A 22842-nucleotide genomic window follows, 5' to 3' on the forward strand; every position below is an offset into this window, starting at 1 on the left:
AGTCAAAAGCAGTTCACCGTTGCAGACGTTCGCGCTGGCATAATCCCCCGCATCTCAGGACGGAGAGTGCCCATGTCGCGCTACCTTTTTTTATCCCTCTGCATGATCTTTTCGGCCGCCCACGCTGACGAAAAAACCACCGCGAAAGATGCACACGATCTGGCTTACAGCCTCGGTGCAAGTCTGGGTGAACGGCTGCGCCAAGAGGTTCCGCAGTTACAGATCCAGGCACTGATTGATGGTTTGCAACAGGCCTATCAAGGCAAGCCACTGGCGCTGAGCGAGGCACGTATCGAGCAGATTCTGGCCGATCATGAAGCGCAAAATGCCGAGCACTCCGCACAGCCTTCGAGCGACGCCGCGATGGAAAACGAACAGCGTTTTCTGACCGCTGAAAAAGCCAAACCGGGCGTCAAGGAACTGGCCGACGGCATCCTTCTGACCGAACTGGTACCGGGCACTGGCGCCAAAGCCGGGCCGGATGGAAAAGTGCAGGTGTTGTACATCGGTCGGTTGCCCGACGGCACGGTGTTCGATCAGAACACTCAGCCGCAATGGTTCAATCTCGACAGCGTGATTGCCGGCTGGCGTACAGCCCTGCAAAACATGCCGGTGGGTGCGAAATGGCGGCTGGTGATTCCATCGGATCAGGCCTATGGCGCCGACGGTGCCGGGGACTTGATTGCACCGTTTACACCACTGGTATTTGAAGTGGAGTTGCGTGGCGCGACGAGTTGAGCAGGCAATAAAAAACGGTGCGCTTTGGGCGCACCGTTTTTTTGATCAGAAAAAAGGATCAGGCCTGCACCGGATCTTCTTCCTTGTGTGCTGTGTGCAGCACTTCAATCAGGCAATCTTCCAGTTCGAAGCGTTCGTGAAGCAGGCCACCGAGCTCCTTGAATTTCTCGGCAACGCATTTGCCTTCATCGCAAAGGTCATTGAAGGCGAGCAGCTTCTCGGTGATGACGTCGATACGCGGATAGATCGTCTCGGCGAGCTCCAGGCCACGCTTGTCGTTGAACGCCTTGGCTTCGCCAGTCAGCTGTTCGTAGATTTCAAAGTGCCCGGCCGAAACGTAATCGACCAGCACGCCGCAGAACTCCTGCAAGGGTTTGCGGTTCTCGGACAACGCCTGAGGTTGTGCACCGAGGTTGTCGTAGGCGCCGATCAGCTCTTCACGCTCTTGCAACCAGCGGTCGATCAGCAGATGAACCCCACCCCAACGTTCCTGAGCATTCTGACAACTTTCGAGCATGGCGATCTCTCTTCCCTTGTGGGTCATGCTGCTCTACACCCGCGCCCTCTCTTTTTGGCTTGGGGGCGATCGGGCAGAGCGTCATCGAGCAACATAAATCCAATGACACGTGCGGGCCAGATTATGCCCGCACGCTTATGGCTTCAAGGTACGCAGGAGATAAAGTTCATACAAGTGTTTAATCCCGCAGCGGCGCCCGGTGCGACGCTTCGCCGCTGAGCGGTCGTTGCAAGGCGTTCCAGAGCAGGCGCAACAATTGATACACGGCAAGAATCGACACCGCGACAAAGAACAACAGGCTCCACTCCGGGATGCTCAGATCGAACAGCGTCCAGGAGATTTCGGCGCAATCGGCACCACCGTCAAACATCTTTTGCAACGCACAGATCCAAGGCAGCCCGCTAAACAGCGTCTGCGGATCCGGGGTACATCTGAGCAATTGCAGCACCGGATCACTCTGGATCAACACTTGCCGCCAGGCTGCGGTGGTGCCACCCAGACTCGCGCCCAGCGCGAGTAGCCAGTAAAGCCACAAGCCGCCACGACCGGGGCCGTGCACCGCCGCCAGACCGCAGGATGCGCACAGCAACGTCAGGAACAGCCGCTGCACCAGGCACAAACTGCACGGCGTCAGGCCGACCACGTATTCAAGATAATAGGAAGCTCCCAGAGCAAAGGCACCCGCAGTGAAAACCATGAAGAACAAGGAGCGTGAGCAGGCCAACGACATGGCTTTTCCGTAACTTTAGAGACAGGCGGTTACGGTAGAGGAAAGCGTGTCAGCCTTTCAAGGCAAGGCCCTGCCGACAGTTCACCAGAGGTGTAGGGAAAACCCGACAGGTTCAGGAGGAAAAGGTGTAGCACGCTGTAGGACTTCGCCCCAGACACCCAAGGAAGGTGAATTTTCGTGCATCAAGGATGAACGAGGGAGCAATCTCCCTCGTGACTTCAGACGCGAGCCGGGACTGGCAACGGTGCGGCCAGCAAGCGCTCATCCAGCAAGCCGAGACCTTCCTGGAACAACTGATTGCTGCGCTCGGTATCACCCAATTGAGCGAGCAAACGTGCCAGCTCTGCACAGGCTTCCGGATTACGCTGCACGCGCAGACTGCTTTCCAGATAATCCCGTGCCTTGCCCCACAGACTGGTTTGCAGACACAGACGCCCCAGGGTCAGTAGCAGGCTCGGATCATTCGGATGATCCTTGAGCCAGCCTTCGGCGGTCTGCAATTGACGCGCCGGATCACTGCCTCGCACCAGGCCATACAGACGCGCCAGATGGCTGTCGTATCTGCGCTTGAGTGCCGTGCGCAGCACTTCTTCCGCCTGCACTTGCGCGCCCAACTGACGCAGCTGTTCGGCATAGGCCAGCACCAGCGGCGGTTCCTGACGTTGCGCCGAAGTGAGTTGTTGCCAAGCCCGATCAAGCGACTGCACGCCCACCGAGCCATCCTCCTCGCGCTGCGCCGCCAGCGACAGGTTTTCACCCCAGGCGCGGCGCTCAAGCTCAGCCAGTTCAGTGGCCGGCAAGACCTTGTCCTTGCGCAGTTCCGGCAATAGACGAATCACCGCCGACCAATCACCGCGCTGCTGATACAGACGCTGCAACTGGCGCAGCGTCTGCACATTGTGCGGATGGCGTTCATGCATGGCCTGCAATGTCACCAGCGCACCGTCGGTATCGCCCCGGTCGGTCTGCAACTGTGCGTGGCTCAAGGCAATCGCCAACTCCGCCTGTGGCTGACGCTCCAGCGCACGCTCCAGCAGGTGATCGGATTCTTCGTAATTGCCTTGCTCGTTCGCCGCGCGGGCGGCGCCGAGGTAATACAGCAACGGTTGGCGTTCGGCTTCGGCGGCCCGGTACAAATGACGCTGGGCACTGGCCCAGCGACCTTCGGCCAGATCCAGTTGACCGTGTTCGATCGCCACTTGCACGCGCCGGCTGCGGTTGCGCCGCGACCATGGATTGACCACCCCGGTGGACGCCGTGACCAGCTCGACCAAGGCCTTGATGCCCCAGATCAGCAACCACAACACCGCGATCAGCGCCAACGTCGCCCACAGGCTCGACTCATAACGGAAGGACTTGTAGGCGACCAGCACGTAACCGGAATGCTCGGCAATCGCCAGGCCCAGCGCCGCCGTCGCCGCGATCACCAGAAACACGATCACATAGAGGCGTTTCATGGCGTGGCCTCCTGCGCAGTGTTGGCAGCAGGTTTGGCGAAGGGTTTCACCGACTCTTCGGCGTTGACGTTACGCCGCTCGAGGTAGGCCTGCACCGCACTCAAAGTGCCGGTCAGATCCGGAGTCTTGACCGTGACCGGTTCCTTGCTCAGCTCACCCACCTGTTCGAGCATCACTTTGCTTTGCGGATTGTCCGGGTTGAAGTTGCCTTTGAGCACGTCACGCGCCTCGGTCAGCGCCTGGGTGTAGACCGCCGCCTGACCGTTGAGCGCCGCCCACTGTGCCTGCTCCAGCGCCAGGCTCAGGGCCAGACGCACCTGGCTCAGGCTCTGCCCGGCCAACAGCGGCTTCACATTCTTGTCGGCGTTGAAATCGATGCGAATGTAGCGAGAAACCTTGTCCCACCACTGCGCCCAGCGACTCGCGCCATCACCATCGGCGGTCAGGCCGAGCAGCGACTCGCCGCGATCCTTGTATTCCGGCGCCAGTTCGGTCAGGTCGATGACCTGATCACGCAGCGCGCCCAGACGCAGGAACAATCCGGTGCGATCCGGCTGCTCGGTGCTGCGCAGCGCGACCAGGGTTTTCGCCACTTGCTCACGGGCAGCGAAGGAACCGGGATCGTTCTGTTCACGCAGGATTTCGTCGGCGCCCTGCACCAAGGCCTGGGCGCTGCTGATGTCCTGCAACGCCGAAAGACGCAGGCTGGCCAGACGCAGCAAGTGTTCGGCTTCGGCCAGACGCCAGTCCTTGCGGCTGGCGCCGAGGACAGTTTCCAGACGCTGATTGAGGCGCTGTTGATCGCCTTGAAGCTGAGTCACCAGACGCTGGCGTTCGGCGAGTTCGTCAGCCCCCGGCAACTGCGCGAGGCGCTCGGTCAGACGCTGCTCGTTGAGCTTCAGGCTTTGCGCCTGATCGTTCAACGCCTGCACCTGACCCGACTGCTGTTGGGTGTTGGTTTGCAGGTGACGCACCTGCCAGACTCCCCAGCCACCGATCGCAACACCGGCAGCACCGAGCAACAGGGCGACGATGGCCAGGCCATTGCCTCGGCGCGGCTCTTTGGCCGGCAGTGGAGTTTCAACCTGTGCATCAATCACCGGTTGGACGTCATCTTTTGGCAAGGCTGTTTCGCTCACGTATCCATCCTTTGCATTAGAGAACGGGCACGGGATGCTCCCGTAACGCCGTCAGCAAAGCCGCGGCACTCGCGCCGCGGCAATCCACAACTGTTTGAGCCCCGGCGGCATGTGCCAGCTCGGCAACTCTTGGGCTTGGAACAAACAACGGCAACCGCGCAATCGTCGGCCAGGCATCGCCGGCCAACTGACGCAAGTGCTCGAAACCCTGTCCACTGCTGACCACCAGCCCGTTCAAGCGTTCCGCTTCGATCCGTCGTGGCAGTGCTTGCGGCGCGTAGGCTGGCAAGTCACGTCGATACAATTCCAGATACTCGACACTAGCACCAAGCTCGCGCAGGCGCTCGGCGAGCAACTCGCGGCCGCCCACCCCGCGCAGGATCAACACCTGCGAACCGGGCTGAGTGACAGCCTCGCGCAGACTCGGTAATTGCAGCAAAGCCTCGCTGTCATCACCGCCGTCCGGGAAATGTGCGTCGAGGCCACGATCCTGAAGAATCTGCGCCGTCGCCGCGCCGACGCTGAACCACGGCATCGCCAGCGACTGCAACCCTTGAGCGTCGAGCAGTTCCACCGCAATGCGTGCCGCCGGCTTGCTGACCACAATCACCGCGCTACAACTCGGCAAGCGCGCGATCGCCTGACATATTTTGTCAGAGACCGGCAGCGGCGCGATTTCCAAAAGCGGCAGGCAACTGCTGAAAATCCCCTCGGCAGCCAACGTCGCGGCAAGCGCCGCACAGTCATCCGCAGGGCGCGTCAACAGCAGGCGCCAACCGATCACTCGTGACCTGCCTCGCCATAGACTGCCTTGAGAATTTCTTCGGCGCCCTGACCGAGCAAGTCTTCGGCAACCTTCACACCCAGCGCTTCGGCATCGGCGCGTGGCGCGCGGGCTTCGGCGCTGATCAAACGACCGCCACTCGGCTCGCCGACCAGACCGCGCAACCACAATTGCTCGCCTTCGAGCACCGCGTAGCAGGCGATCGGCACTTGGCAGCCACCATTCAAATGCTTGTTGAGCGCACGTTCAGCGGTCACCCGCGAAGAGGTATCGGCGTGATGCAGCGGCGCCAGCAAGGCGTGAATTTCAGTGTCGGCACTGCGGCATTCGATGCCGACTGCGCCCTGGCCACCGGCCGGCAGACTGTCATCGACGCTGATGGCCGAGGTGATGCGGTCTTCGAATCCGAGACGGATCAGGCCGGCCGCCGCGAGGATGATCGCGTCGTACTCACCGGCATCCAGCTTGGCCAGACGGGTATTGACGTTGCCGCGCAGGAAACGGATTTCGAGGTCCGGCCGACGGGTCAGCAACTGTGCCTGACGACGCAGGCTGGAGGTGCCAACGATGCTGCCGGCCGGCAACGCTTCAAGGCTTGCATAGGTATTTGAAACGAAGGCATCACGCGGGTCTTCGCGCTCGCAGATGCAGAACAGACCGAGGCCTTCAGGGAAGTCCATCGGCACGTCTTTCATCGAGTGAACGGCAATGTCGGCTTCATTTTCCAGCAGCGCGGTTTCCAGTTCCTTGACGAACAGTCCCTTGCCGCCGATTTTCGACAGTGGCGAATCGAGCAACTTGTCGCCGCGACTGACCATGGGCACCAGCGTCACCAGCAAGCCCGGATGGGCCGCTTCCAGACGGGCTTTGACGTATTCGGCCTGCCAGAGGGCCAGCGCACTTTTACGGGTGGCGATGCGGATTTCGCGAGAGGACATGGATCAATCCGTACTGAATAGATACGGCGGATAATAACAGCTCAGCCAAATCCACTTTGACTTGAATCAGAAACGGCGCGGCCTCCCTGGCCTGCGATGCCTGGTGAATAGACTGAAGAATCGCCCGGGAAGACCGGGTTACAGGCCCTGCATCATCTTGCGCACACCCGCCACATGCCGACGGCTGACGATCAGCGCATCACCATTAAGGCCTTTGAGGAACAACTGGAAATGCCCCAGCGGCGTACGTTGCAGACGTTCGATGCGGTCACGGGCGACCAGCGCATTGCGGTGGATGCGCACAAAGCGCTCGCCGAATTCGTCTTCGAGGGCCTTGAGCGGCTCGTCCAGCAGCACTTCGCCGGCTTCATGGCGCAAGGTCACGTACTTGTGGTCGGCAATGAAATAGACCACCTGATCCAGCGGGATCAGTTCAATGCCTTTGCGGGTACGCGCACTGATGTGACTGCGCGGGCCATTGCCGCTTTCAGCGGCGGGACGGGTCAGGGCCGAGAGTTGCGCCCGATTGGGACGTTCAGCCTTTCTCAAGGCGTCATGCAGATGTTCGGTTCGCACGGGTTTCACCACATAGCCCACGGCGCTGGCCTGCAGGGCTTCCACGGCAAATTCATCGGGACTGGTGCAAAACACCACGGCAGGCGGCGTTTCACGCTCGCACAGACGGGCAGCGACCTGCAGGCCATCCAGGCCCGGCATGCGGATATCGAGCAGCACGATATCCGGCTTGTGGCTGTCGATCAGCGCCAACGCCTCTTCGCCATTCGTGGCGCTGGGCTCCAGGACTGTGTAACCCTCGAGCTCGCTCACCATTCGGCTAAGGCGCTCGCGAGCCAGTGGTTCGTCATCAACGATCAGGACATTCATATTGCGCTGGATTCCTGCGTGAGTCTCGCACAAGGATAGCGTAGACAGGTGAAGTGACGTCCGTCACCGCGATCCACGCTAAGACTAGCCCGAGCGCCAAAAAGTGCCGTACGTCGGCCAGCAATATTTGCCAGTGTCCGGGTCGTACTGCTCGAAGCCCGCTGTTTCCTGCGCTTTGCGCGGGGTTTGCCCAAGGACAATACACCCACCCCCTCTTCTTATAGTCGGCAGCCAGACCTTTGCGCGATCCGACTTGCACCGACCCTTATGTCCAACTGTAGACGTTCGTCGGGCCGATATTGCTCAATCGAAAAATATCCTTACGCAAATTCCCGGGGAACACGCTGACTATGAAGGACACGATGAGAAAAAAACGTATCGACCGGTGTCAGCGACAGGATTGGCAACCCTGTTATTATCCGCGCCAGCGTTTCACGCCTTCTTTCTTCAAGCCGATACGAGCGAATTCATGAGCACTGACAAGACCAATCAGTCCTGGGGCGGCCGCTTCAGTGAACCCGTCGACGCCTTCCTAGCCCCCATCACCGCCTCCGTCACTTTCGACCAGCGCCTGTATCGCCACGACATCATGGGCTCGATCGCCCACGCCACCATGCTGGCCAAGGTCGGCGTGCTGACCGATGCCGAGCGCGACAGCATCATCGACGGCCTGAACACCATTCAGGGTGAAATCGAGGCTGGCCAGTTCGACTGGCGCATCGACCTCGAAGACGTGCACATGAACATCGAAGCACGCCTGACCGACCGCATCGGCGTCACCGGCAAGAAACTCCACACCGGGCGTAGCCGCAACGACCAGGTCGCTACCGACATCCGCCTGTGGCTGCGTGACGAAATCGATCTGATCCTCGCCGAAATCACCCGTCTGCAAAAAGGCCTGCTGGAGCAGGCCGAGCGCGAAGCCGCGAGCATCATGCCGGGCTTCACCCACTTGCAGACCGCACAACCCGTGACCTTCGGGCACCACATGCTGGCCTGGTTCGAAATGCTCAGCCGCGACTACGAGCGTCTGGTCGACTGCCGCAAGCGCACCAACCGCATGCCGCTGGGCAGCGCCGCGCTGGCCGGCACCACTTACCCGATCGACCGTGAATACACCGCACAGCTGCTGGGCTTCGACGCCGTCGGCGGCAACTCGCTGGACAACGTGTCCGATCGCGACTTCGCCATCGAATTCTGCTCGGCTGCGAGCATCGCGATGATGCACCTGTCGCGCTTCTCCGAAGAGCTGGTGCTGTGGACCAGCGCGCAGTTCCAGTTCATCGATCTGCCTGATCGCTTCTGCACCGGCAGCTCGATCATGCCGCAAAAGAAAAACCCGGACGTGCCAGAGCTGGTGCGTGGCAAGACTGGCCGTGTGTTCGGTGCACTCATGGGCCTGCTGACCCTGATGAAAGGCCAGCCACTGGCCTACAACAAGGACAACCAGGAAGACAAGGAACCGCTGTTCGACGCCGCCGACACCCTGCGCGATTCGCTGCGTGCGTTCGCTGACATGATCCCGGCGATCAAGCCGAAACACGCAATCATGCGCGAAGCAGCACTGCGCGGTTTCTCTACTGCGACCGACCTGGCGGACTACCTGGTACGTCGCGGCCTGCCGTTCCGTGACTGTCACGAAATCGTTGGCCACGCGGTGAAGTACGGCGTCGACACTGGCAAGGATCTGGCCGAGATGAGCCTGGAAGAATTGCGTCAGTTCAGCGACCAGATCGAACAGGACGTGTTTGCCGTGCTGACCCTGGAAGGCTCGGTGAATGCCCGTGACCATATCGGCGGCACTGCGCCGGCGCAGGTCAAGGCAGCCGTGGTTCGGGGTCAGGCGCTGATCGCCAGTCGCTAAAAGCATCGCTGGCAAGCCAGCTCCCACAGGGGTCTTTACTGGAACACAATTTTGCGTTTGACCCAAAGACCTGTGGGAGCTGGCTTGCCAGCGATGACTGACTTCAGAACGCTGGAAAACTCACTTTTTGGCAGCGATCATCGCCAAAAACGTCGGCATCGCCACCTCTTTATCCGCAGCGATTTTCTGCACATGCGGATTCTGCTCAAGCCGCTCCAGCAGCGCTTTCGCCTTCGGCATATCTGCCAGCAAATCCAGATCGAACAACTTCTTCCCGACCGCGCACGCCAACGGCACGCTGTAGAGGAAGTACAAGTCAGCAATACTCAGACTGTCGCCCGCCACATACGGGGCGAATTTTCCGTGACGGCCCAGTGCGGCAAAACCCAGCAGCAGCTCGGCCTTGGTCTTTTCCTTGATCGCCTCCGGCAGCGTTGTGCCGAAAAACGCTTCGCCATAACAGGCACGGCCCGGCAGTTCGATGTACAGCTCGATTTCCTTGGCAATCGCCAGCACCTGCGCACGCGCAAACGGATCGCTCGGCAGCAGCGGTGTGCCTTTCTGGGTCTGTTCGAGGTATTCGAGGATGATCGCGGTTTCGTTGATGAACCCCGCGTCCACGCCCAGTACCGGCACCTTGCCACGCGGGCTGATGGCCAGGGATTCCGGGGTCGGCGTCGGGTAGAACGTGACTTCTTCGAACGGCAGGCCCTTTTCCAGCAGCGCCAGTTTGACCATGTTGTAGTAGTTGCTGACAGAGAATCCGTAGAGTTTGAGCATCACATTGCCTCCAAGGCCGTGCGGGGTGGGCGGTGTCTGTTTATAGATCGCCCGGGCGATTCCTGCCAGCAGCATCATGGCGCTGAATGCGGGTAAACTGGCGCCTTTCCTTGAGGAGCCTGCCATGAGCGAGCCGACAGACATCGACAACGACGAAGAAGAGTTCACCGAGAGCACGCTGATCGAAGCGATCGAGAATCAGATCGAAAGCGACAACCCACCGGCAGCCAAAGCCACGCTAAACAAGCTGACTCTGGTCGGTGTCGAGCGCGAAGAGATCCTCAATCTGATGGCTCACGTACTGGCCTACGAGATTGACGCGATGCTTGATGAAGACCGCCCATTCAACACCGAATGGTACGAAGCGGCACTGCGCGCACTGCCAGAGCTGCCGCCCGAAAAGCAGTAACAACACAATCCCCTGTGGGAGCGAGCCTGCTCGCGAATGCGGTGCATCAGCAAAAACACGCTCAATGACACACCGTATTCGCGAGCAGGCTCGCTCCCACAAGGTTTGTTACGTATCCGGCCAGCCATCTCACTGACCCCGACTACACTGGAATCCGCCTCAAGACAAAATCCCTGATCTGAGCACTGGACACGCCGCAAAAGCGGGTTCACCTTAGGGACGCTGTCGTCCAATTCCTAGAAAGTCTGGAGTCCTTATGTCGCTTACCCCTGAGCTGGTTGCCGAACTGGAAGTCCTCGCACTCTTCAACCTGGACAGTTCCCAGGAAGGTTTGAAAATTCATCAGACCGCTGCCCCGAAGCACATCGCTGCTGCCCAACGCCTCTTTGAAAAAGAACTCACCGACCAGCCCGATGGCGGTTATCTGACCAGCCTGGGCCGTGACGCCGCGCAAAATGTGCAAACCGTGCTGACCATTCTGAGAGAGCAAGAAACCGCCTGATCCCCCTGACTTTGCCCACGGGAACTCCTGCCACGGGATTTCCGCGGGCCCACCAAGTCACCCCACGATAAAAATCTGACGTCAAAAAACAAATTCAGCTTAAAAGTCCCATTGCGCAAAGGCTAAACTCTCCCACATTCCGAGACCCTCTACGTCCGAGCCTGCGAGCCGGTTTGAGCTGACATGACGCGCACCCATGAAATCCGCCCCGATCTGGACGAGGGAATCGACCGCAAGGTCCTCAGCCAGTTGCGCGCACGTTTTCTCAAACTCAACGAAGGTCGCCTGGGCCGTGCAATGGAGGGGCTGTCGACACGCCAGCAAGGCGTTTTGACGCTGCTGCCGCTGTTCTTCCACGTCAATCATCCGCTGCTGCCAGGCTATGTCTCGGGCAGCACGCCGGCCGGCCTGTCGAATTACGAGCCGGATGCCAGCACCCTCGCTGAAGCCCAGCGCCTGACCCGTTCCTTTTCCTACAAGCCGCGCCACGGCAGCAATCCGCCGCGACCGATTCACGGGCTGTTCCTGATGGGCAGCCTCGGCACCCTGGCCCAGGCCGATCAGAGCGACATGGACGTGTGGGTCTGTCATGCGCCGGACCTGACTGAAAGCGAACTGGCCGAGCTGAGCAAGAAATGCCAGCTACTGGAAACCTGGGCCGCGAGTCAGGGCGCCGAGGCGCATTTCTTTCTGATCGACCCGGTGCGCTTCGTCAAAGGCGAACGCGACACCCAACTCAGCTCGGAAAACTGCGGTACCACTCAGCACTTTCTACTGCTGGACGAGTTCTACCGCACCGCAATCTGGCTGGCCGGGCGCACACCGATCTGGTGGCTGGTGCCGGTCTACGAAGAAAACGCCTACGACCTTTACACCCACACGCTGCTGTCGAAGCGCTTCATCCGCGCCGACGAAACCCTGGATCTCGGCCATCTGGCGACGATTCCGCCGGGAGAATTCATCGGTGCCGGACTGTGGCAGCTGTTCAAGGGCATCGAGTCGCCGTACAAGTCAGTGCTCAAACTGCTGCTGACCGAGGTTTACGCCAGCGAACACCCAAAGGTGCAGTGTCTGAGCCTGCGCTTCAAAAAAGCCGTGTTTGCCAATCAGCTCGATCTTGATGAGCTCGACCCCTACATGGTCGTGTACCGGCGCATCGAGGAATACCTCATCGCGCGCAACGAGCCGGAGCGTCTGGAGCTGGTGCGCCGCGCGCTGTACCTGAAGGTCAATCGCAAGCTCACCGGCAGCAGTCGCAGCCAGGGTTGGCAACGTTCGCTGCTGGAACGGTTGGCCAACGAATGGCATTGGGATCAGCGACAACTGGCGCTGCTCGACAGTCGCAGCCAGTGGAAAGTCCGTCAGGTCAGCGCCGAACGTCGTGCTCTGGTGAACGAGCTCAATTACAGCTATCGCTTCCTGACCCAGTTCGCCCGCACCGAACAAACCGTCAGCCTGATCAACAAGCGCGATCTCAATGTGCTCGGTCGCAGGCTTTATGCCGCGTTCGAGCGCAAGGCCGACAAGGTCGAGTTCATCAACCCAGGCATCGCCCCCGATCTGGCTGAAGACACCCTGACCCTGGTGCAGTCGCGCAACAAGAAGGAACCCGGGCAAACCCAGTGGGGCTTGTACAACGGCAGCCTCACGGCGCTGGAATGGGAACACTTTGCGCCGATCAAGCGCAGCCGCGAGTTGCTCGAACTGCTGACCTGGTGCCATCGCAACGGCGTGATCGACAGCAGCACCCGCTTGGCCCTGCACCCCGGCACCAGCGACCTGAGCGAGTTCGAACTGTTCAATCTGCTCGGCAGCCTGCAACAGTGCATCGCCCTGCCCTTGCCCACCGTGGCTGAAGAACCGCTGTTGCGCGCAGCCGTGCCGAGCGAAGTGCTGATGCTGGTCAACGTCGGCGTCGATCCGCTCAAGCATCACCGCGACCTCAATATTCTGATGACCACCGAGCGCACCGATTCGCTGAGTTACGCCGGGGTGCGCGAAAACCTCGTGCTGACCCTCGATCAGGTCACGCTCAACAGCTGGAACGAAGTGCTGGTCAACCGCTTCGACGGCCCCCACGCCCTGCTCGACTGCCTGCGTGACTACCTCAACAATCTGCCGCGCGGGCCGTTGCAACCGTCGTTGAAGGTGCGCTGCTTCTGCCATAACCGTGCGCAGTTCATCGCCCGTCGCGTGGAAGAAATTGTCGATACCGCGCAGAACCTGCTGCTCAGCGAATTGAATCACCGCTACCTGATTCAGGTGCAGCAGCACTACCACGTTCTGGAACTGGTGCCGGGGCAAATCAACCACGTCGCCCTCGCGACACTGCCGGCATTGCTCGATTACCTCGGCGAAGAACAGCCGCGCTACAGCCCACTGCACCTGGACCCGATGGCGCTGGAGGATCACGACCTCGCGCTGATCCTGCCAATGGGCCAGCCGGAAAGCATTCAGGTGTTCTACAGGATCACCGAACAGCAAGCCGAGCTGTACGTGCTGGATGAATTCAACGCGCTGTGGCAGCAGCATTTGCCGTATCACGATGAGCAAAGTCTGCTGGTGCCCATGCAGCGTTTCCTGCAATCGATCCAGTATCGACGCGAAGCGTCGCTGCCGATGGACGCCGCGCCTTCGGCAAGCCTTGAGACTTTGTATTACCAGTTATTACCTTCGGGGCCGGGACGGGCGCGACGGGTCGAAGCGCGGCCGGCGCCGCAGACGCCAGTGAACAAACCGTTCTACGACGTGCAGGCGATCGTCGGCAAAGCCGCACCGGGGGAAGTGCAGGTCACTCTGTATTGCAATCAACGGGAATTCAGCGAGCTGGAACATGGCGACCAGCTGTTCAGCGTGGTCGCACGGGAGATCGTCGAGCAGCGCCGCGAGACCGAGCGCTATCGGTGCTACATCACCGATCTGGACCTTTCGGGCCTGCTCGGTGACGGGCAAAGTTCAAGCAATCTGTATCTGCGCTACAAGGCCGACCTGGAGCGCGCCCTGAACGAGGCGCTCGAACAGGTCTGAGGCGGGTCACTCGCGAAAATCACCACCGTTGGCCGGTTGCGATTCAACTTCCAGCAAGGTCAGCTTCAGGGTCTTGCCACCGGGAGCCGGCCAGTCGATGTGTTGACCGACCTTCAGGCCCAGCAGCGCGCTGCCGACCGGCGCCAGAATGGAGATCTTGCCTTCATCGGCGTTGGCATCCTTGGGATAGACCAGCGTCAGGTGGTAATCCTTGCCACTGCCTTCTTCGCGGCAATGCACGCGGGAATTCATCGTCACGACATCGGCGGGGACTTCATCGTGACCGACCACTGTATCGGCGCGGTCCAGTTCGGTTTGCAGCGCAATCACGCCCGGCAGCGAGTCATCCAGGCTGTCGATCAGGCGCTCCAGACGTTGTACGTCCAGACGGGTAAGGGTGATGGAAGGTGCGGTCATGATCCGGGCAGACTCCTTTCTTCTGCACAAAAAAAGCAAAACCCCGCCAAAAAAGACGGGGTTTTCACCGAGCCTCGGTGGGTTGAGGCGTGTTCGGACACTATCACAGCTCAAAAAATATACAAGCCACCCACTTTTGATCTGGCAAGAACCCCCTGTGAGGAGGGGATGTATCCCCGATGGGTCGCGCAGCGGCCCCAAGCTTTTGAGACTGCTGCGCAGTCTGTCGGAGATAAATCCCCTCACCACAGGGTCAAGTCAAGTCAGGGATTTTCGTGCGGCAGCCTGCTGACAGATGATCCGCCGCCGCTCGTCGTCTGCCGAGCGCCATTCGCGAATGTCCTCAACATGCCGGAAACAACCGAGGCAAACCTTCTGTTCATCCAGTCGGCACACGCCGCTGCACGGCGAAGGAACGGCCGGGCTGACGTTGCTGTAAAGCGGCTTGGGCGGACGAACAGGAGCGGTGTCAGTCACGGAATCACAGACCTTCGAAATCGAAATCAGCGCCGGCCTGCTGCTTGACGATGCGCTCGAGCATTTCGCCTAGCTGCTCTTCGCTCTTGTCGCACATCCAGCGTTCGCTCTCTTCGTCGTAGTCGAAGTGGAAACCACCGGACACCGCCGCCAGCCACAGCTGACGCAGTGGCTCCTGACGGCTGAAGATCAGCTGCGAGCCGTTTTCGAACTTGACGGTGAGCACACCGGCCGAGTTCTCCATGTCGATATCCAGGTCGCTTTCGTCAAAGATGTCTTCCAGTTTTTCCTGGGTTTCATCGACCAGATCGTGGAAACGGGCTTCGGACAAACTCATTGCGGCAACCTCAAAAAATGTCTGATCAGGCTCAAGCGCCGAAAGATACGGACGCCGCTGGCCGATTGCAAAGATTAACGACCAAGCACCTCTATGGCACTGTAAACACCGTACCTGTGGGAGCGGGCTTGCCCGCGATGAGGCCGGCAAATTCAACATCAATGTCGACTGAACCACCGCAATCGCGGGCAAGCCCGCTCCCACAGGGTTCTACGTACTGGCGGACGAGCCCCGCCGGACGGGTGGGCCATCACATAGGCAAGCCGCCGGGTGGCCGGTATACTCCGGCGCAATTAACGCATTTTCAAGGATTTCGCCATGAAGCGCCTGATCTCTTCCCTTGCTGCGCTCGTCGCGGTTGCCTGCCTCGTTTCGGCCTGCGGTCAAAAAGGCCCGCTGTACCTGCCCGATGACGATCAGGACCCGGCCGAGCAAGCCCAGTCTTCGCAAAAGCAGCCTGCCTCCAAGGCACACAAGCACGACGTTTACTAAGGGATCGCCATGGACGCTTTTAACTACCGTGGCGGGGAGCTGTTCGCGGAAGGTGTGGCGCTGTCCGCCATCGCCGACCGTTTCGGCACGCCCACCTATGTTTACTCGCGCGCACACATCGAAGCCCAGTATCTGGCCTACGCCGATGCGCTGGCCGGCATGCCGCATCTGGTGTGCTATGCGGTCAAAGCCAACTCCAACCTCGGTGTACTGAATGTCCTGGCCCGTCTCGGCGCCGGTTTCGACATCGTTTCCCGTGGCGAGCTGGAGCGCGTACTCGCCGCTGGCGGCAGCCCTGACAAGATCGTGTTTTCCGGTGTCGGCAAGACCCGAGACGACATGCGTCGTGCGCTGGAAGTCGGCGTGCACTGCTTCAACGTCGAATCCACCGACGAGCTCGAGCGTCTGCAAGTGGTTGCCGCCGAACTGGGCGTTCGCGCACCGGTTTCGCTGCGTGTGAACCCGGATGTCGATGCTGGCACCCACCCGTACATTTCCACCGGTCTCAAAGAGAACAAGTTCGGCATCGCCATTGCCGACGCCGAAGATGTGTACGTGCGCGCCGCGCATCTGCCGAACCTGGAAGTGGTCGGTGTCGACTGCCACATCGGTTCGCAACTGACCACCCTGCCGCCGTTCCTCGATGCCCTTGATCGCTTGCTCGATCTGGTCGACCGTCTCGGCGATTGCGGCATTCATCTGCGCCACATCGATCTCGGTGGCGGCTTGGGTGTGCGTTATCGCGATGAAGAGCCGCCATTGGCTGCCGACTACATCAAAGCCGTGCGTGAGCGTCTGCACGGTCGTGATCTGGCGCTGGTGTTCGAGCCGGGCCGTTTCATCGTCGCCAATGCCGGCGTACTGCTGACGCAGGTCGAGTACCTCAAGCACACCGAGCACAAAGACTTCGCCATCGTCGACGCGGCGATGAACGACCTGATCCGCCCGGCGCTGTATCAGGCCTGGATGGATGTCACTGCGGTCAAACCGCGTGACACTGCTGCGCGCAAGTACGACGTGGTCGGCCCGATCTGCGAGACCGGCGACTTCCTCGCCAAGGACCGCGAGCTGGCACTGGAAGAAGGCGACTTGCTGGCGGTTCATTCGGCCGGTGCCTACGGCTTCGTGATGAGTTCCAACTACAACACCCGTGGCCGTGCCGCTGAAGTGTTGGTAGACGGTGATCAGGTATTTGAAGTGCGCCGCCGCGAAACCGTGGCCGAGCTGTTTGCCGGCGAAAGCCTGCTGCCGGAGTAACCCATGCTGCTGCGTTTTACCAAAATGCACGGCCTGGGCAATGACTTCATGGTTCTCGACCTGGTCAGCCAGCACGCGCATATTCAGCCAAAGCACGCCAAGCAATGGGGCGACCGGCACACCGGTATCGGCTTCGACCAGTTGCTGATCGTCGAGGCGCCGAGCAACCCGGACGTGGATTTCCGTTATCGGATCTTCAACTCCGACGGTTCCGAAGTGGAACAGTGCGGCAACGGTGCGCGCTGCTTCGCACGTTTCGTGCTCGACAAGCGTCTGACCGCCAAGCGCCAGATCCGCGTCGAGACCAAGGGCGGCATCATCGAGCTGGACGTGCGTAACGACGGCCAGATCGGCGTGAACATGGGCGCCCCGCGCCTGGTGCCGGCGGACATTCCGTTCGAAGCACCGGCGCAGGCCGCAAGCTATCAGTTGGAAGTCGACGGCACCACGGTCGAACTGGCGGCGGTGTCGATGGGCAATCCACACGCGGTGTTGCGCGTGCAGGACATCAACAGTGCTCCGGTGCATGAGCTGGGACCGAAGATCGAACACCACCCGCGCTTCCCGGCACGGGTCAATGTCGGTTTTCTCCAGGTCATCGACCGCAACCGCGCGCAATTGCGCGTCTGGGAGCGCGGCGCCGGGGAAACCCAGGCCTGCGGTACCGGCGCCTGTGCGGCGGCTGTCGCAGCAATCAGTCAGGGGTGGATGGATTCGCCGCTGTTGATCGACTTGCCCGGCGGGCGTCTGTCCATTGAATGGGCAGGCCCTGGCCAACCGGTGCTGATGACCGGTCCGGCAGTGCGTGTATACGAAGGACAAGTGCGTCTTTGAGTGAGCAGAAGCCATGACCGATAAGCCTCAGGTACCCGCCCGACAGTCCGACGAATCAGCGTCCGAGAGCCTGGAGGCGGCAGCGGTTGCCGCGTACCTGGAGGCTCATCCGGACTTCTTCGTCGAACATGAAGAATTGCTCCCGGCCTTGCGTATTCCGCATCAGCGCGGCGACACCGTATCGCTGGTCGAACGGCAAATGACCATCCTGCGCGACCGCAATGTCGAGATGCGTCACCGCCTCTCGCATCTGATGGATGTCGCCCGTGACAACGATCGCCTGTTCGACAAGACCCGCCGCCTGATCCTCTCGCTGATGGACGCCGCCAGCCTGGAAGACGTGGTCATCAGTGTCGAAGACAGCCTGCGTCAGGACTTTCAGGTGCCCTTCGTCAGCCTGATTCTGCTCGGCGACAACCCGGCGCCGGTCGGTCGCTGGGTGACCCACGCCGACGCACAAACGGCCATCGGCGGTTTGCTCACCGAAGGCAAAAGCGTCAGCGGCAACCTGCGCGAACATGAACTGGATTTCCTCTTCGGCGAAGAACAGCGCAAGCAGATCGGTTCGACCGCCGTGGTCGCGGTCAGTCATCAAGGCATCCACGGGATTCTGGCGATTGCCAGCCGTGATCCGCAGCACTACAAGAGCTCGGTCGGCACACTGTTCCTGAGCTACATCGCCGAAGTCATGGGCCGCGTGCTGCCACGGGTCAACAGCTCCCTGCGCTCGGTACGCTGAGCATGGAACGACAACTGGACGCTTACTGCGAACACCTGCGCAGTGAGCGGCAGGTGTCGCCGCACACGCTGTCGGCCTACCGCCGCGACCTCGATAAAGTCCTCGGCTGGTGCATCAAGCAGAACATCGGCAGCTGGGCCGCGCTGGATATTCAGCGCCTGCGCAGTCTGATCGCCCGCCTGCACGCGCAGGGCCAGTCCTCGCGCAGCCTCGCGCGACTGCTCTCGGCGGTGCGCGGGCTCTATCACTATCTGAATCGCGAAGGCCTCTGCGACCACGATCCGGCGACCGGTCTGGCGCCACCGAAAGGCGAACGTCGCCTGCCAAAAACACTCGACACCGACCGTGCACTGCAACTGCTTGAGGGCGCGGTCGAGGATGATTTTCTGGCGCGACGCGATCAGGCGATTCTGGAGTTGTTCTATTCCTCCGGCCTGCGCCTTTCCGAACTGACCGGACTCAATCTTGATCAACTCGACCTCGCCGACGGCATGGTTCAGGTACTCGGCAAGGGCAGTAAAACCCGTCTGTTGCCGGTCGGCAAAAAGGCCCGTGAAGCTCTGGAACAGTGGCTGCCGCTGCGAGCCATGACCAACCCGGCGGACGATGCCGTGTTCGTCAGTCAGCAAGGCCGACGCCTCGGTCCGCGAGCCATTCAGGTACGAGTGAAACTGGCTGGCGAGCGTGAACTGGGGCAGAACCTGCACCCGCACATGCTGCGTCATTCCTTCGCCAGCCACTTGCTGGAATCCTCGCAGGACTTGCGCGCGGTGCAGGAACTGCTCGGACACTCGGACATCAAGACCACGCAGATCTACACCCACCTGGACTTCCAGCACCTGGCGGCGGTCTACGACAGTGCCCACCCACGGGCCAAACGCATGAAAGGCGATGATTCATGAGCATCCAGTTGATCACTTTCGACCTCGACGACACCCTGTGGGACACCGCCCCGGTGATCGTCAGCGCCGAAGCCGTATTGCGCGAATGGTTGAGCGAACATGCACCGAACCTGGGCGCGGTACCGGTGGAGCATCTATGGGCGATTCGTGAGCGTGTATTGGCAAACGAGCCAGGTCTCAAGCATCGGATCAGTGCGTTACGCCGGCGGGTGTTGTTTCATGCGATGGAAGACGCTGGATACGCCCATGGCGAAGCCAACGACTTGGCAGACAAGGGTTTTGAAGTGTTTCTGCATGCGCGACATCAGATTGAGGTGTTTCCTGAAGTCGAGCCGGTGCTGGAGATTCTCGCCAATCATTACTCGCTTGGCGTGGTCACCAATGGCAATGCCGATGTAAGTCGGCTGGGGCTGGCGGATTACTTCAAGTTTGCGCTGTGTGCGGAAGACATCGGCATCGCCAAACCGGATGCCCGGTTGTTCCACGAAGCCTTGCAACGCGGTGGCGCCACGGCTGAAACAGCCGTGCATATTGGTGATCATCCGGGCGATGACATCGCCGGGGCGCAGCAAGCCGGGTTGCGGGCTATCTGGTTTAACCCGGCGGGAAAAGTCTGGGAAGCGGATCGCCTGCCGGATGCAGAAGTTCGCAGCCTGACCGATTTGCCAGCGGTGCTTGCCCGCTGGAATGCCCAGCACTGACCCTGAATTCACCTCATCCCCTGTGGGAGCTGGCTTGCCAGCGATGAGGCCAGCACATTCAACATCAATGTTGTCTGACAGGCCGCCATCGCTGGCAAGCCAGCTCCCACAGGGTCTGCATCGCCTTCAAATGTTTATTTCAGGCATGAAAAAGCCCGCAGCGACGGCGGGCTTTTTCAGCAAGCAAGCGGCAGGCCTCAGATAGGGCGGCTGCCGTACTTGTTGTCCGGCTTCTTGGGCGGATCGGCGACCACGTTGGCCTCCACTTCCTGCACTTTTCCGCCGCGCGACAGGAACTCTTCCATGGCCTTGGCCAGGGCGTCGCGTTCCTTGTTCTTGGCTTCAATGCTCGGCAACTCGTCTACCGACACCGCAGCCTTGGCTTTGCCTTTGGCAGCCGGCGCCGGCGTATCGTCACCGCCATCGTCGTCAGCAACGTCTTCCGCTGCTGCTTCCAGGCCTTCCTCGGCCTCGTCTTCGTCGCCTACTTCGAGGTCGTCGTTTTCCAGATCATCGTCGCTCATGTTCTACCTCATGACTTGCGAAAAGCAGATTAGTTATAGACCAGCTTTGGCAACTGTCGAAAGTCGCCGTTAAAAAATCAGTAACCATTGGTGACCAACGGTTTATGCCCCTTCACCGTGCAAGGTGGCGAGGACTTTTCGAGCACCGCCATGATCACGGTGCTCGCCCAGATAAACGCCTTGCCAGGTGCCCAGTGCCAAACGGCCTGCCGAAACCGGCAGACTGATCTGACAGCCAAGCACGCTGGCCTTGAAGTGCGCCGGGAGGTCGTCCAGGCCTTCGTCGTTATGCTCATAGCCGTCTGTTCCTTGTGGGATCAGACGATTGAAAAATCGTTCGAAGTCGCGACGGACCGCCGGATCGGCGTTCTCGTTGATGGTCAACGACGCCGAGGTATGCTGCAGCCACAAATGCAACAGACCGACCCGGCACTCCCTGAGTTCAGGCAGGCCTTTGATCAACTCGTCCGTTACCAGATGAAAGCCCCGGGGCCGTGCCCGCAGGGTTATCAGAGTCTGTTGCCACATACAGTTCTCCGCACGTTCGGGGCGCATTCTAGCGCGCTCTGGGAAAAAACAAAGGCCCTAATATTCCTGCAATCATGTAAGCCATTGCCCGCAGAAAAACACCCGTCGTAAACACGACCAAAGGCGTACGAAAAATCCTTTCAGCTGTATCGTGATCGACAAATTCCAGACAAAAAAATGCCCGGCGAGCCGGGCAAATTTTTTCAATGCGCGTACTTACAAGTTGTAGCCGCGTTCGTTGTGTTGTGCCAGATCGAGGCCCACCGACTCTTCTTCCTCGGTCACACGCAGACCCATCACAGCATCCAGAACCTTGAGGATGATGAAGGTGACGATCGCGGTGTAGATAACCGTGAAGCCGACGCCTTTGCACTGAATCCACACTTGTGCGGCGATGTCGGTGACGGTGCCGAAGCCACCCAGCGACGGTGCGGCGAACACACCGGTGAGGATCGCGCCGAGGATACCGCCGATGCCGTGCACGCCGAACGCGTCCAGGGAGTCGTCATAGCCGAGTTTGCGTTTGAGGGTGGTGGCGCAGAAGAAGCACACCACGCCCGCCGCCAGACCGATCACCAGTGCGCCCATCGGGCCCACGGTGCCGGCAGCCGGAGTAATCGCTACGAGGCCGGCAACCACACCCGAGGCGATGCCCAGTGCGCTTGGCTTACCGTGAGTGATCCACTCGGCAAACATCCAGCCCAGTGCAGCAGCAGCGGTAGCAATCTGGGTGACCAGCATCGCCATGCCGGCAGTGCCATTGGCCGCAGCAGCAGAACCGGCGTTGAAGCCGAACCAGCCGACCCACAGCATCGCCGCGCCCATCAGGGTGTAACCCAGATTGTGCGGAGCCATCGGGGTGGTCGGGAAACCTTTGCGCTTGCCCAGAACCAGGCAGCAGATCAGACCGGCAACACCGGCGTTGATGTGCACCACGGTGCCGCCCGCGAAGTCGAGCACGCCCCAGTCCCACAGCAGGCCGCCGTTGCCGGACCAGACCATGTGCGCGATCGGTGCGTAAACCAGGGTGAACCAGATGCCCATGAAGATCAGCATCGCGGAGAACTTCATCCGCTCGGCGAATGCACCAACGATCAACGCCGGGGTGATGATCGCGAAGGTCATCTGGAAGGTGACGAACACTGCCTCAGGAAACAACGCCGCAGGCCCGGTCAGGCTGGCTGGCGTGATACCCGCGAGGAACGCCTTGCCGAAGCCGCCGACAAAGGAGTTGAAGTTGACGACGCCCTGCTCCATGCCGGTGGTGTCGAACGCGATGCTGTAGCCGTAAATGACCCACAGGACACTGATCAGACCGGTAATGGCGAAGCATTGCATCATCACGGAAAGAATGTTTTTCGAGCGAACCATGCCGCCGTAGAACAGCGCCAGGCCCGGGATGGTCATGAACAGCACGAGGGCTGTCGAGGTGAGCATCCAGGCAGTGTCGCCGGAATTGAGGACCGGGGCCGCCACTTCGTCTGCCGCCATAGCAAGGCTTGGCATTACGATGGACAACAGGGCTCCTAGCCCTGCGAATTTACGCAGAGTCATATTGTTTTCTCCTGGGGCGTTGGGGTTTGTGGCGGCGTTTAAATCGCGTCGGTATCGGTTTCGCCGGTACGGATGCGAATCGCCTGTTCCAGATTGACCACGAAGATCTTGCCGTCACCGATCTTGCCGGTGTTGGCCGCCTTGGTTATCGCCTCGATAACCCGATCCAGATCCTTGTCGTCGATGGCCACGTCGATTTTCACCTTGGGCAGAAAATCGACCACATATTCCGCGCCGCGGTTAAGCACGGGGTGGCCCCTCGGCCGGGCGCCGGGGGGCCCCCCGCGGTGTGGCGGGGGGGGAGATTGGG

The 22842-nt window shown here is 60.4% G+C and carries 26 protein-coding genes; 11 read left to right on the forward strand and 15 right to left on the reverse strand.

Annotation, left to right across the window (positions count from 1 at the left end):
* Positions 1 to 72 precede the first annotated feature (72 nt).
* Complete coding sequence (locus ACIONG_RS21275) at positions 73 to 738, forward strand: FKBP-type peptidyl-prolyl cis-trans isomerase (protein ID WP_401302534.1); 666 nt, start codon at positions 73 to 75, stop codon at positions 736 to 738.
* A gap of 58 nt (positions 739 to 796) precedes the next feature.
* Here ACIONG_RS21275 and rsd read toward each other — a convergent pair whose 3' ends face one another.
* The 7 genes from rsd to ACIONG_RS21310 form a co-directional block, all read right to left on the reverse strand.
* Complete coding sequence (gene rsd / locus ACIONG_RS21280) at positions 797 to 1255, reverse strand: sigma D regulator (protein WP_103302544.1); 459 nt, start codon at positions 1253 to 1255, stop codon at positions 797 to 799.
* A gap of 178 nt (positions 1256 to 1433) precedes the next feature.
* On the reverse strand, positions 1434 to 1985 hold the full coding sequence (locus tag ACIONG_RS21285; protein ID WP_401302536.1) for a disulfide bond formation protein B: 552 nt from the start codon (positions 1983 to 1985) through the stop codon (positions 1434 to 1436).
* Positions 1986 to 2203: 218 nt separating this feature from the next.
* Positions 2204 to 3442 carry a heme biosynthesis protein HemY gene (locus ACIONG_RS21290; RefSeq protein ID WP_401302538.1) on the reverse strand — a complete coding sequence of 413 codons (1239 nt, stop codon included), beginning with the start codon at positions 3440 to 3442 and terminating at the stop codon, positions 2204 to 2206.
* Positions 3439 to 4581, reverse strand: a complete 1143-nt coding sequence (locus ACIONG_RS21295; RefSeq protein ID WP_103302547.1) for a uroporphyrinogen-III C-methyltransferase — start codon at positions 4579 to 4581, stop codon at positions 3439 to 3441. The genes ACIONG_RS21290 and ACIONG_RS21295 overlap by 4 nt, the downstream gene beginning before the upstream one ends.
* A 16-nt stretch (positions 4582 to 4597) precedes the next feature.
* A complete protein-coding gene (locus tag ACIONG_RS21300; RefSeq protein ID WP_315445059.1) occupies positions 4598 to 5365 on the reverse strand; it encodes a uroporphyrinogen-III synthase in 768 nt (255 codons plus the stop codon).
* Positions 5362 to 6303: a hydroxymethylbilane synthase gene (gene hemC / locus ACIONG_RS21305; protein WP_103302549.1), complete on the reverse strand. Its 942-nt coding sequence runs from the start codon at positions 6301 to 6303 to the stop codon at positions 5362 to 5364. The genes ACIONG_RS21300 and hemC overlap by 4 nt, the downstream gene beginning before the upstream one ends.
* A 138-nt stretch (positions 6304 to 6441) precedes the next feature.
* Positions 6442 to 7188: a LytTR family DNA-binding domain-containing protein gene (locus ACIONG_RS21310; RefSeq protein ID WP_103302550.1), complete on the reverse strand. Its 747-nt coding sequence runs from the start codon at positions 7186 to 7188 to the stop codon at positions 6442 to 6444.
* 469 nt (positions 7189 to 7657) lie between these two features.
* On the opposite strand from ACIONG_RS21310, the gene argH reads away from it, so the two are divergent.
* Positions 7658 to 9052, forward strand: coding sequence for an argininosuccinate lyase (gene argH / locus ACIONG_RS21315; RefSeq protein WP_401302542.1), 1395 nt, complete (start codon positions 7658 to 7660; stop codon positions 9050 to 9052).
* 120 nt (positions 9053 to 9172) lie between these two features.
* Here the strand turns inward: argH and ACIONG_RS21320 are convergent, their stop codons facing one another.
* Positions 9173 to 9832, reverse strand: coding sequence for a glutathione S-transferase family protein (locus tag ACIONG_RS21320; RefSeq protein ID WP_401302544.1), 660 nt, complete (start codon positions 9830 to 9832; stop codon positions 9173 to 9175).
* 124 nt (positions 9833 to 9956) lie between these two features.
* On the opposite strand from ACIONG_RS21320, the gene ACIONG_RS21325 reads away from it, so the two are divergent.
* The 3 genes from ACIONG_RS21325 (at position 9957) to ACIONG_RS21335 (ending at position 13770) form a co-directional block, all read left to right on the forward strand.
* Positions 9957 to 10241 (forward strand): hypothetical protein, encoded by a 285-nt coding sequence (locus ACIONG_RS21325; protein ID WP_103302551.1) that lies wholly within the window; start codon positions 9957 to 9959, stop codon positions 10239 to 10241.
* A gap of 256 nt (positions 10242 to 10497) precedes the next feature.
* The gene (locus tag ACIONG_RS21330) at positions 10498 to 10743 is read left to right on the forward strand and encodes a TIGR02647 family protein (RefSeq protein ID WP_039757399.1); all 246 of its coding nucleotides are present in this window, start codon (positions 10498 to 10500) and stop codon (positions 10741 to 10743) included.
* Positions 10744 to 10926: 183 nt separating this feature from the next.
* Positions 10927 to 13770, forward strand: a complete 2844-nt coding sequence (locus tag ACIONG_RS21335) for a class I adenylate cyclase (RefSeq protein ID WP_401302546.1) — start codon at positions 10927 to 10929, stop codon at positions 13768 to 13770.
* 6 nt (positions 13771 to 13776) lie between these two features.
* On the opposite strand, the gene rnk is transcribed toward ACIONG_RS21335, so the two are convergent.
* From rnk to cyaY, 3 genes are all read right to left on the reverse strand, one after another.
* A complete protein-coding gene (gene rnk / locus ACIONG_RS21340) occupies positions 13777 to 14187 on the reverse strand; it encodes a nucleoside diphosphate kinase regulator (RefSeq protein WP_103302553.1) in 411 nt (136 codons plus the stop codon).
* A 258-nt stretch (positions 14188 to 14445) separates the two neighbouring features.
* The gene (locus ACIONG_RS21345) at positions 14446 to 14664 is read right to left on the reverse strand and encodes a DUF1289 domain-containing protein (RefSeq protein ID WP_103302555.1); all 219 of its coding nucleotides are present in this window, start codon (positions 14662 to 14664) and stop codon (positions 14446 to 14448) included.
* A gap of 4 nt (positions 14665 to 14668) precedes the next feature.
* Positions 14669 to 15001, reverse strand: a complete 333-nt coding sequence (gene cyaY / locus ACIONG_RS21350) for an iron donor protein CyaY (protein WP_008084571.1) — start codon at positions 14999 to 15001, stop codon at positions 14669 to 14671.
* 318 nt (positions 15002 to 15319) lie between these two features.
* Here cyaY and ACIONG_RS21355 point away from each other — a divergent pair, with 318 nt between their 5' ends.
* The 6 genes from ACIONG_RS21355 to ACIONG_RS21380 are packed head-to-tail and all read left to right on the forward strand — an operon-like array spanning position 15320 to position 19926.
* The gene (locus ACIONG_RS21355) at positions 15320 to 15493 is read left to right on the forward strand and encodes a lipoprotein (protein ID WP_042561715.1); all 174 of its coding nucleotides are present in this window, start codon (positions 15320 to 15322) and stop codon (positions 15491 to 15493) included.
* 9 nt (positions 15494 to 15502) lie between these two features.
* Entirely contained in the window at positions 15503 to 16750 is a 1248-nt protein-coding gene (gene lysA / locus ACIONG_RS21360) for a diaminopimelate decarboxylase (protein WP_103302556.1), read from the forward strand.
* A gap of 3 nt (positions 16751 to 16753) precedes the next feature.
* On the forward strand, positions 16754 to 17584 hold the full coding sequence (gene dapF, locus ACIONG_RS21365) for a diaminopimelate epimerase (RefSeq protein ID WP_103302557.1): 831 nt from the start codon (positions 16754 to 16756) through the stop codon (positions 17582 to 17584).
* Between the two features lie 13 nt (positions 17585 to 17597).
* A complete protein-coding gene (locus ACIONG_RS21370; protein WP_103302558.1) occupies positions 17598 to 18323 on the forward strand; it encodes a DUF484 family protein in 726 nt (241 codons plus the stop codon).
* Between the two features lie 2 nt (positions 18324 to 18325).
* Positions 18326 to 19225, forward strand: coding sequence for a tyrosine recombinase XerC (xerC, locus tag ACIONG_RS21375; RefSeq protein ID WP_039757393.1), 900 nt, complete (start codon positions 18326 to 18328; stop codon positions 19223 to 19225).
* A complete protein-coding gene (locus ACIONG_RS21380; RefSeq protein ID WP_401302550.1) occupies positions 19222 to 19926 on the forward strand; it encodes an HAD family hydrolase in 705 nt (234 codons plus the stop codon). Before xerC ends, ACIONG_RS21380 begins: the two co-directional genes overlap by 4 nt.
* A 197-nt stretch (positions 19927 to 20123) precedes the next feature.
* On the opposite strand, the gene sutA is transcribed toward ACIONG_RS21380, so the two are convergent.
* The 4 genes from sutA to ACIONG_RS21400 form a co-directional block, all read right to left on the reverse strand.
* Complete coding sequence (sutA, locus tag ACIONG_RS21385) at positions 20124 to 20450, reverse strand: transcriptional regulator SutA (RefSeq protein ID WP_007920420.1); 327 nt, start codon at positions 20448 to 20450, stop codon at positions 20124 to 20126.
* A gap of 102 nt (positions 20451 to 20552) precedes the next feature.
* The gene (locus tag ACIONG_RS21390; RefSeq protein WP_102901435.1) at positions 20553 to 20978 is read right to left on the reverse strand and encodes a secondary thiamine-phosphate synthase enzyme YjbQ; all 426 of its coding nucleotides are present in this window, start codon (positions 20976 to 20978) and stop codon (positions 20553 to 20555) included.
* Positions 20979 to 21194: 216 nt separating this feature from the next.
* Positions 21195 to 22532 (reverse strand): ammonium transporter, encoded by a 1338-nt coding sequence (locus ACIONG_RS21395; RefSeq protein WP_201236321.1) that lies wholly within the window; start codon positions 22530 to 22532, stop codon positions 21195 to 21197.
* A 38-nt stretch (positions 22533 to 22570) separates the two neighbouring features.
* A partial coding sequence (locus ACIONG_RS21400; protein ID WP_401302553.1) for a P-II family nitrogen regulator occupies positions 22571 to 22842 on the reverse strand: 272 nt, incomplete at its 5' end.

This window comes from Pseudomonas sp. NPDC087817, assembly GCF_044742875.1.
Classification (GTDB): domain Bacteria; phylum Pseudomonadota; class Gammaproteobacteria; order Pseudomonadales; family Pseudomonadaceae; genus Aquipseudomonas.

Coding starts and splice junctions, on each gene's coding strand:
- lysA (WP_103302556.1), top strand. CDS start 15,503: ATGGACGCTTTTAACTACCGTGGCGGGGAGCTGTTCGCGGAAGGTGTG.
- ACIONG_RS21380 (WP_401302550.1), top strand. CDS start 19,222: ATGAGCATCCAGTTGATCACTTTCGACCTCGACGACACCCTGTGGGAC.
- xerC (WP_039757393.1), top strand. CDS start 18,326: ATGGAACGACAACTGGACGCTTACTGCGAACACCTGCGCAGTGAGCGG.
- sutA (WP_007920420.1), bottom strand. CDS start 20,450: ATGAGCGACGATGATCTGGAAAACGACGACCTCGAAGTAGGCGACGAA.
- ACIONG_RS21275 (WP_401302534.1), top strand. CDS start 73: ATGTCGCGCTACCTTTTTTTATCCCTCTGCATGATCTTTTCGGCCGCC.
- ACIONG_RS21355 (WP_042561715.1), top strand. CDS start 15,320: ATGAAGCGCCTGATCTCTTCCCTTGCTGCGCTCGTCGCGGTTGCCTGC.
- rsd (WP_103302544.1), bottom strand. CDS start 1,255: ATGCTCGAAAGTTGTCAGAATGCTCAGGAACGTTGGGGTGGGGTTCAT.
- ACIONG_RS21285 (WP_401302536.1), bottom strand. CDS start 1,985: ATGTCGTTGGCCTGCTCACGCTCCTTGTTCTTCATGGTTTTCACTGCG.
- ACIONG_RS21395 (WP_201236321.1), bottom strand. CDS start 22,532: ATGACTCTGCGTAAATTCGCAGGGCTAGGAGCCCTGTTGTCCATCGTA.
- rnk (WP_103302553.1), bottom strand. CDS start 14,187: ATGACCGCACCTTCCATCACCCTTACCCGTCTGGACGTACAACGTCTG.
- ACIONG_RS21325 (WP_103302551.1), top strand. CDS start 9,957: ATGAGCGAGCCGACAGACATCGACAACGACGAAGAAGAGTTCACCGAG.
- hemC (WP_103302549.1), bottom strand. CDS start 6,303: ATGTCCTCTCGCGAAATCCGCATCGCCACCCGTAAAAGTGCGCTGGCC.
- ACIONG_RS21290 (WP_401302538.1), bottom strand. CDS start 3,442: ATGAAACGCCTCTATGTGATCGTGTTTCTGGTGATCGCGGCGACGGCG.
- argH (WP_401302542.1), top strand. CDS start 7,658: ATGAGCACTGACAAGACCAATCAGTCCTGGGGCGGCCGCTTCAGTGAA.
- cyaY (WP_008084571.1), bottom strand. CDS start 15,001: ATGAGTTTGTCCGAAGCCCGTTTCCACGATCTGGTCGATGAAACCCAG.
- ACIONG_RS21390 (WP_102901435.1), bottom strand. CDS start 20,978: ATGTGGCAACAGACTCTGATAACCCTGCGGGCACGGCCCCGGGGCTTT.
- ACIONG_RS21320 (WP_401302544.1), bottom strand. CDS start 9,832: ATGCTCAAACTCTACGGATTCTCTGTCAGCAACTACTACAACATGGTC.
- dapF (WP_103302557.1), top strand. CDS start 16,754: ATGCTGCTGCGTTTTACCAAAATGCACGGCCTGGGCAATGACTTCATG.
- ACIONG_RS21330 (WP_039757399.1), top strand. CDS start 10,498: ATGTCGCTTACCCCTGAGCTGGTTGCCGAACTGGAAGTCCTCGCACTC.
- ACIONG_RS21335 (WP_401302546.1), top strand. CDS start 10,927: ATGACGCGCACCCATGAAATCCGCCCCGATCTGGACGAGGGAATCGAC.
- ACIONG_RS21310 (WP_103302550.1), bottom strand. CDS start 7,188: ATGAATGTCCTGATCGTTGATGACGAACCACTGGCTCGCGAGCGCCTT.
- ACIONG_RS21370 (WP_103302558.1), top strand. CDS start 17,598: ATGACCGATAAGCCTCAGGTACCCGCCCGACAGTCCGACGAATCAGCG.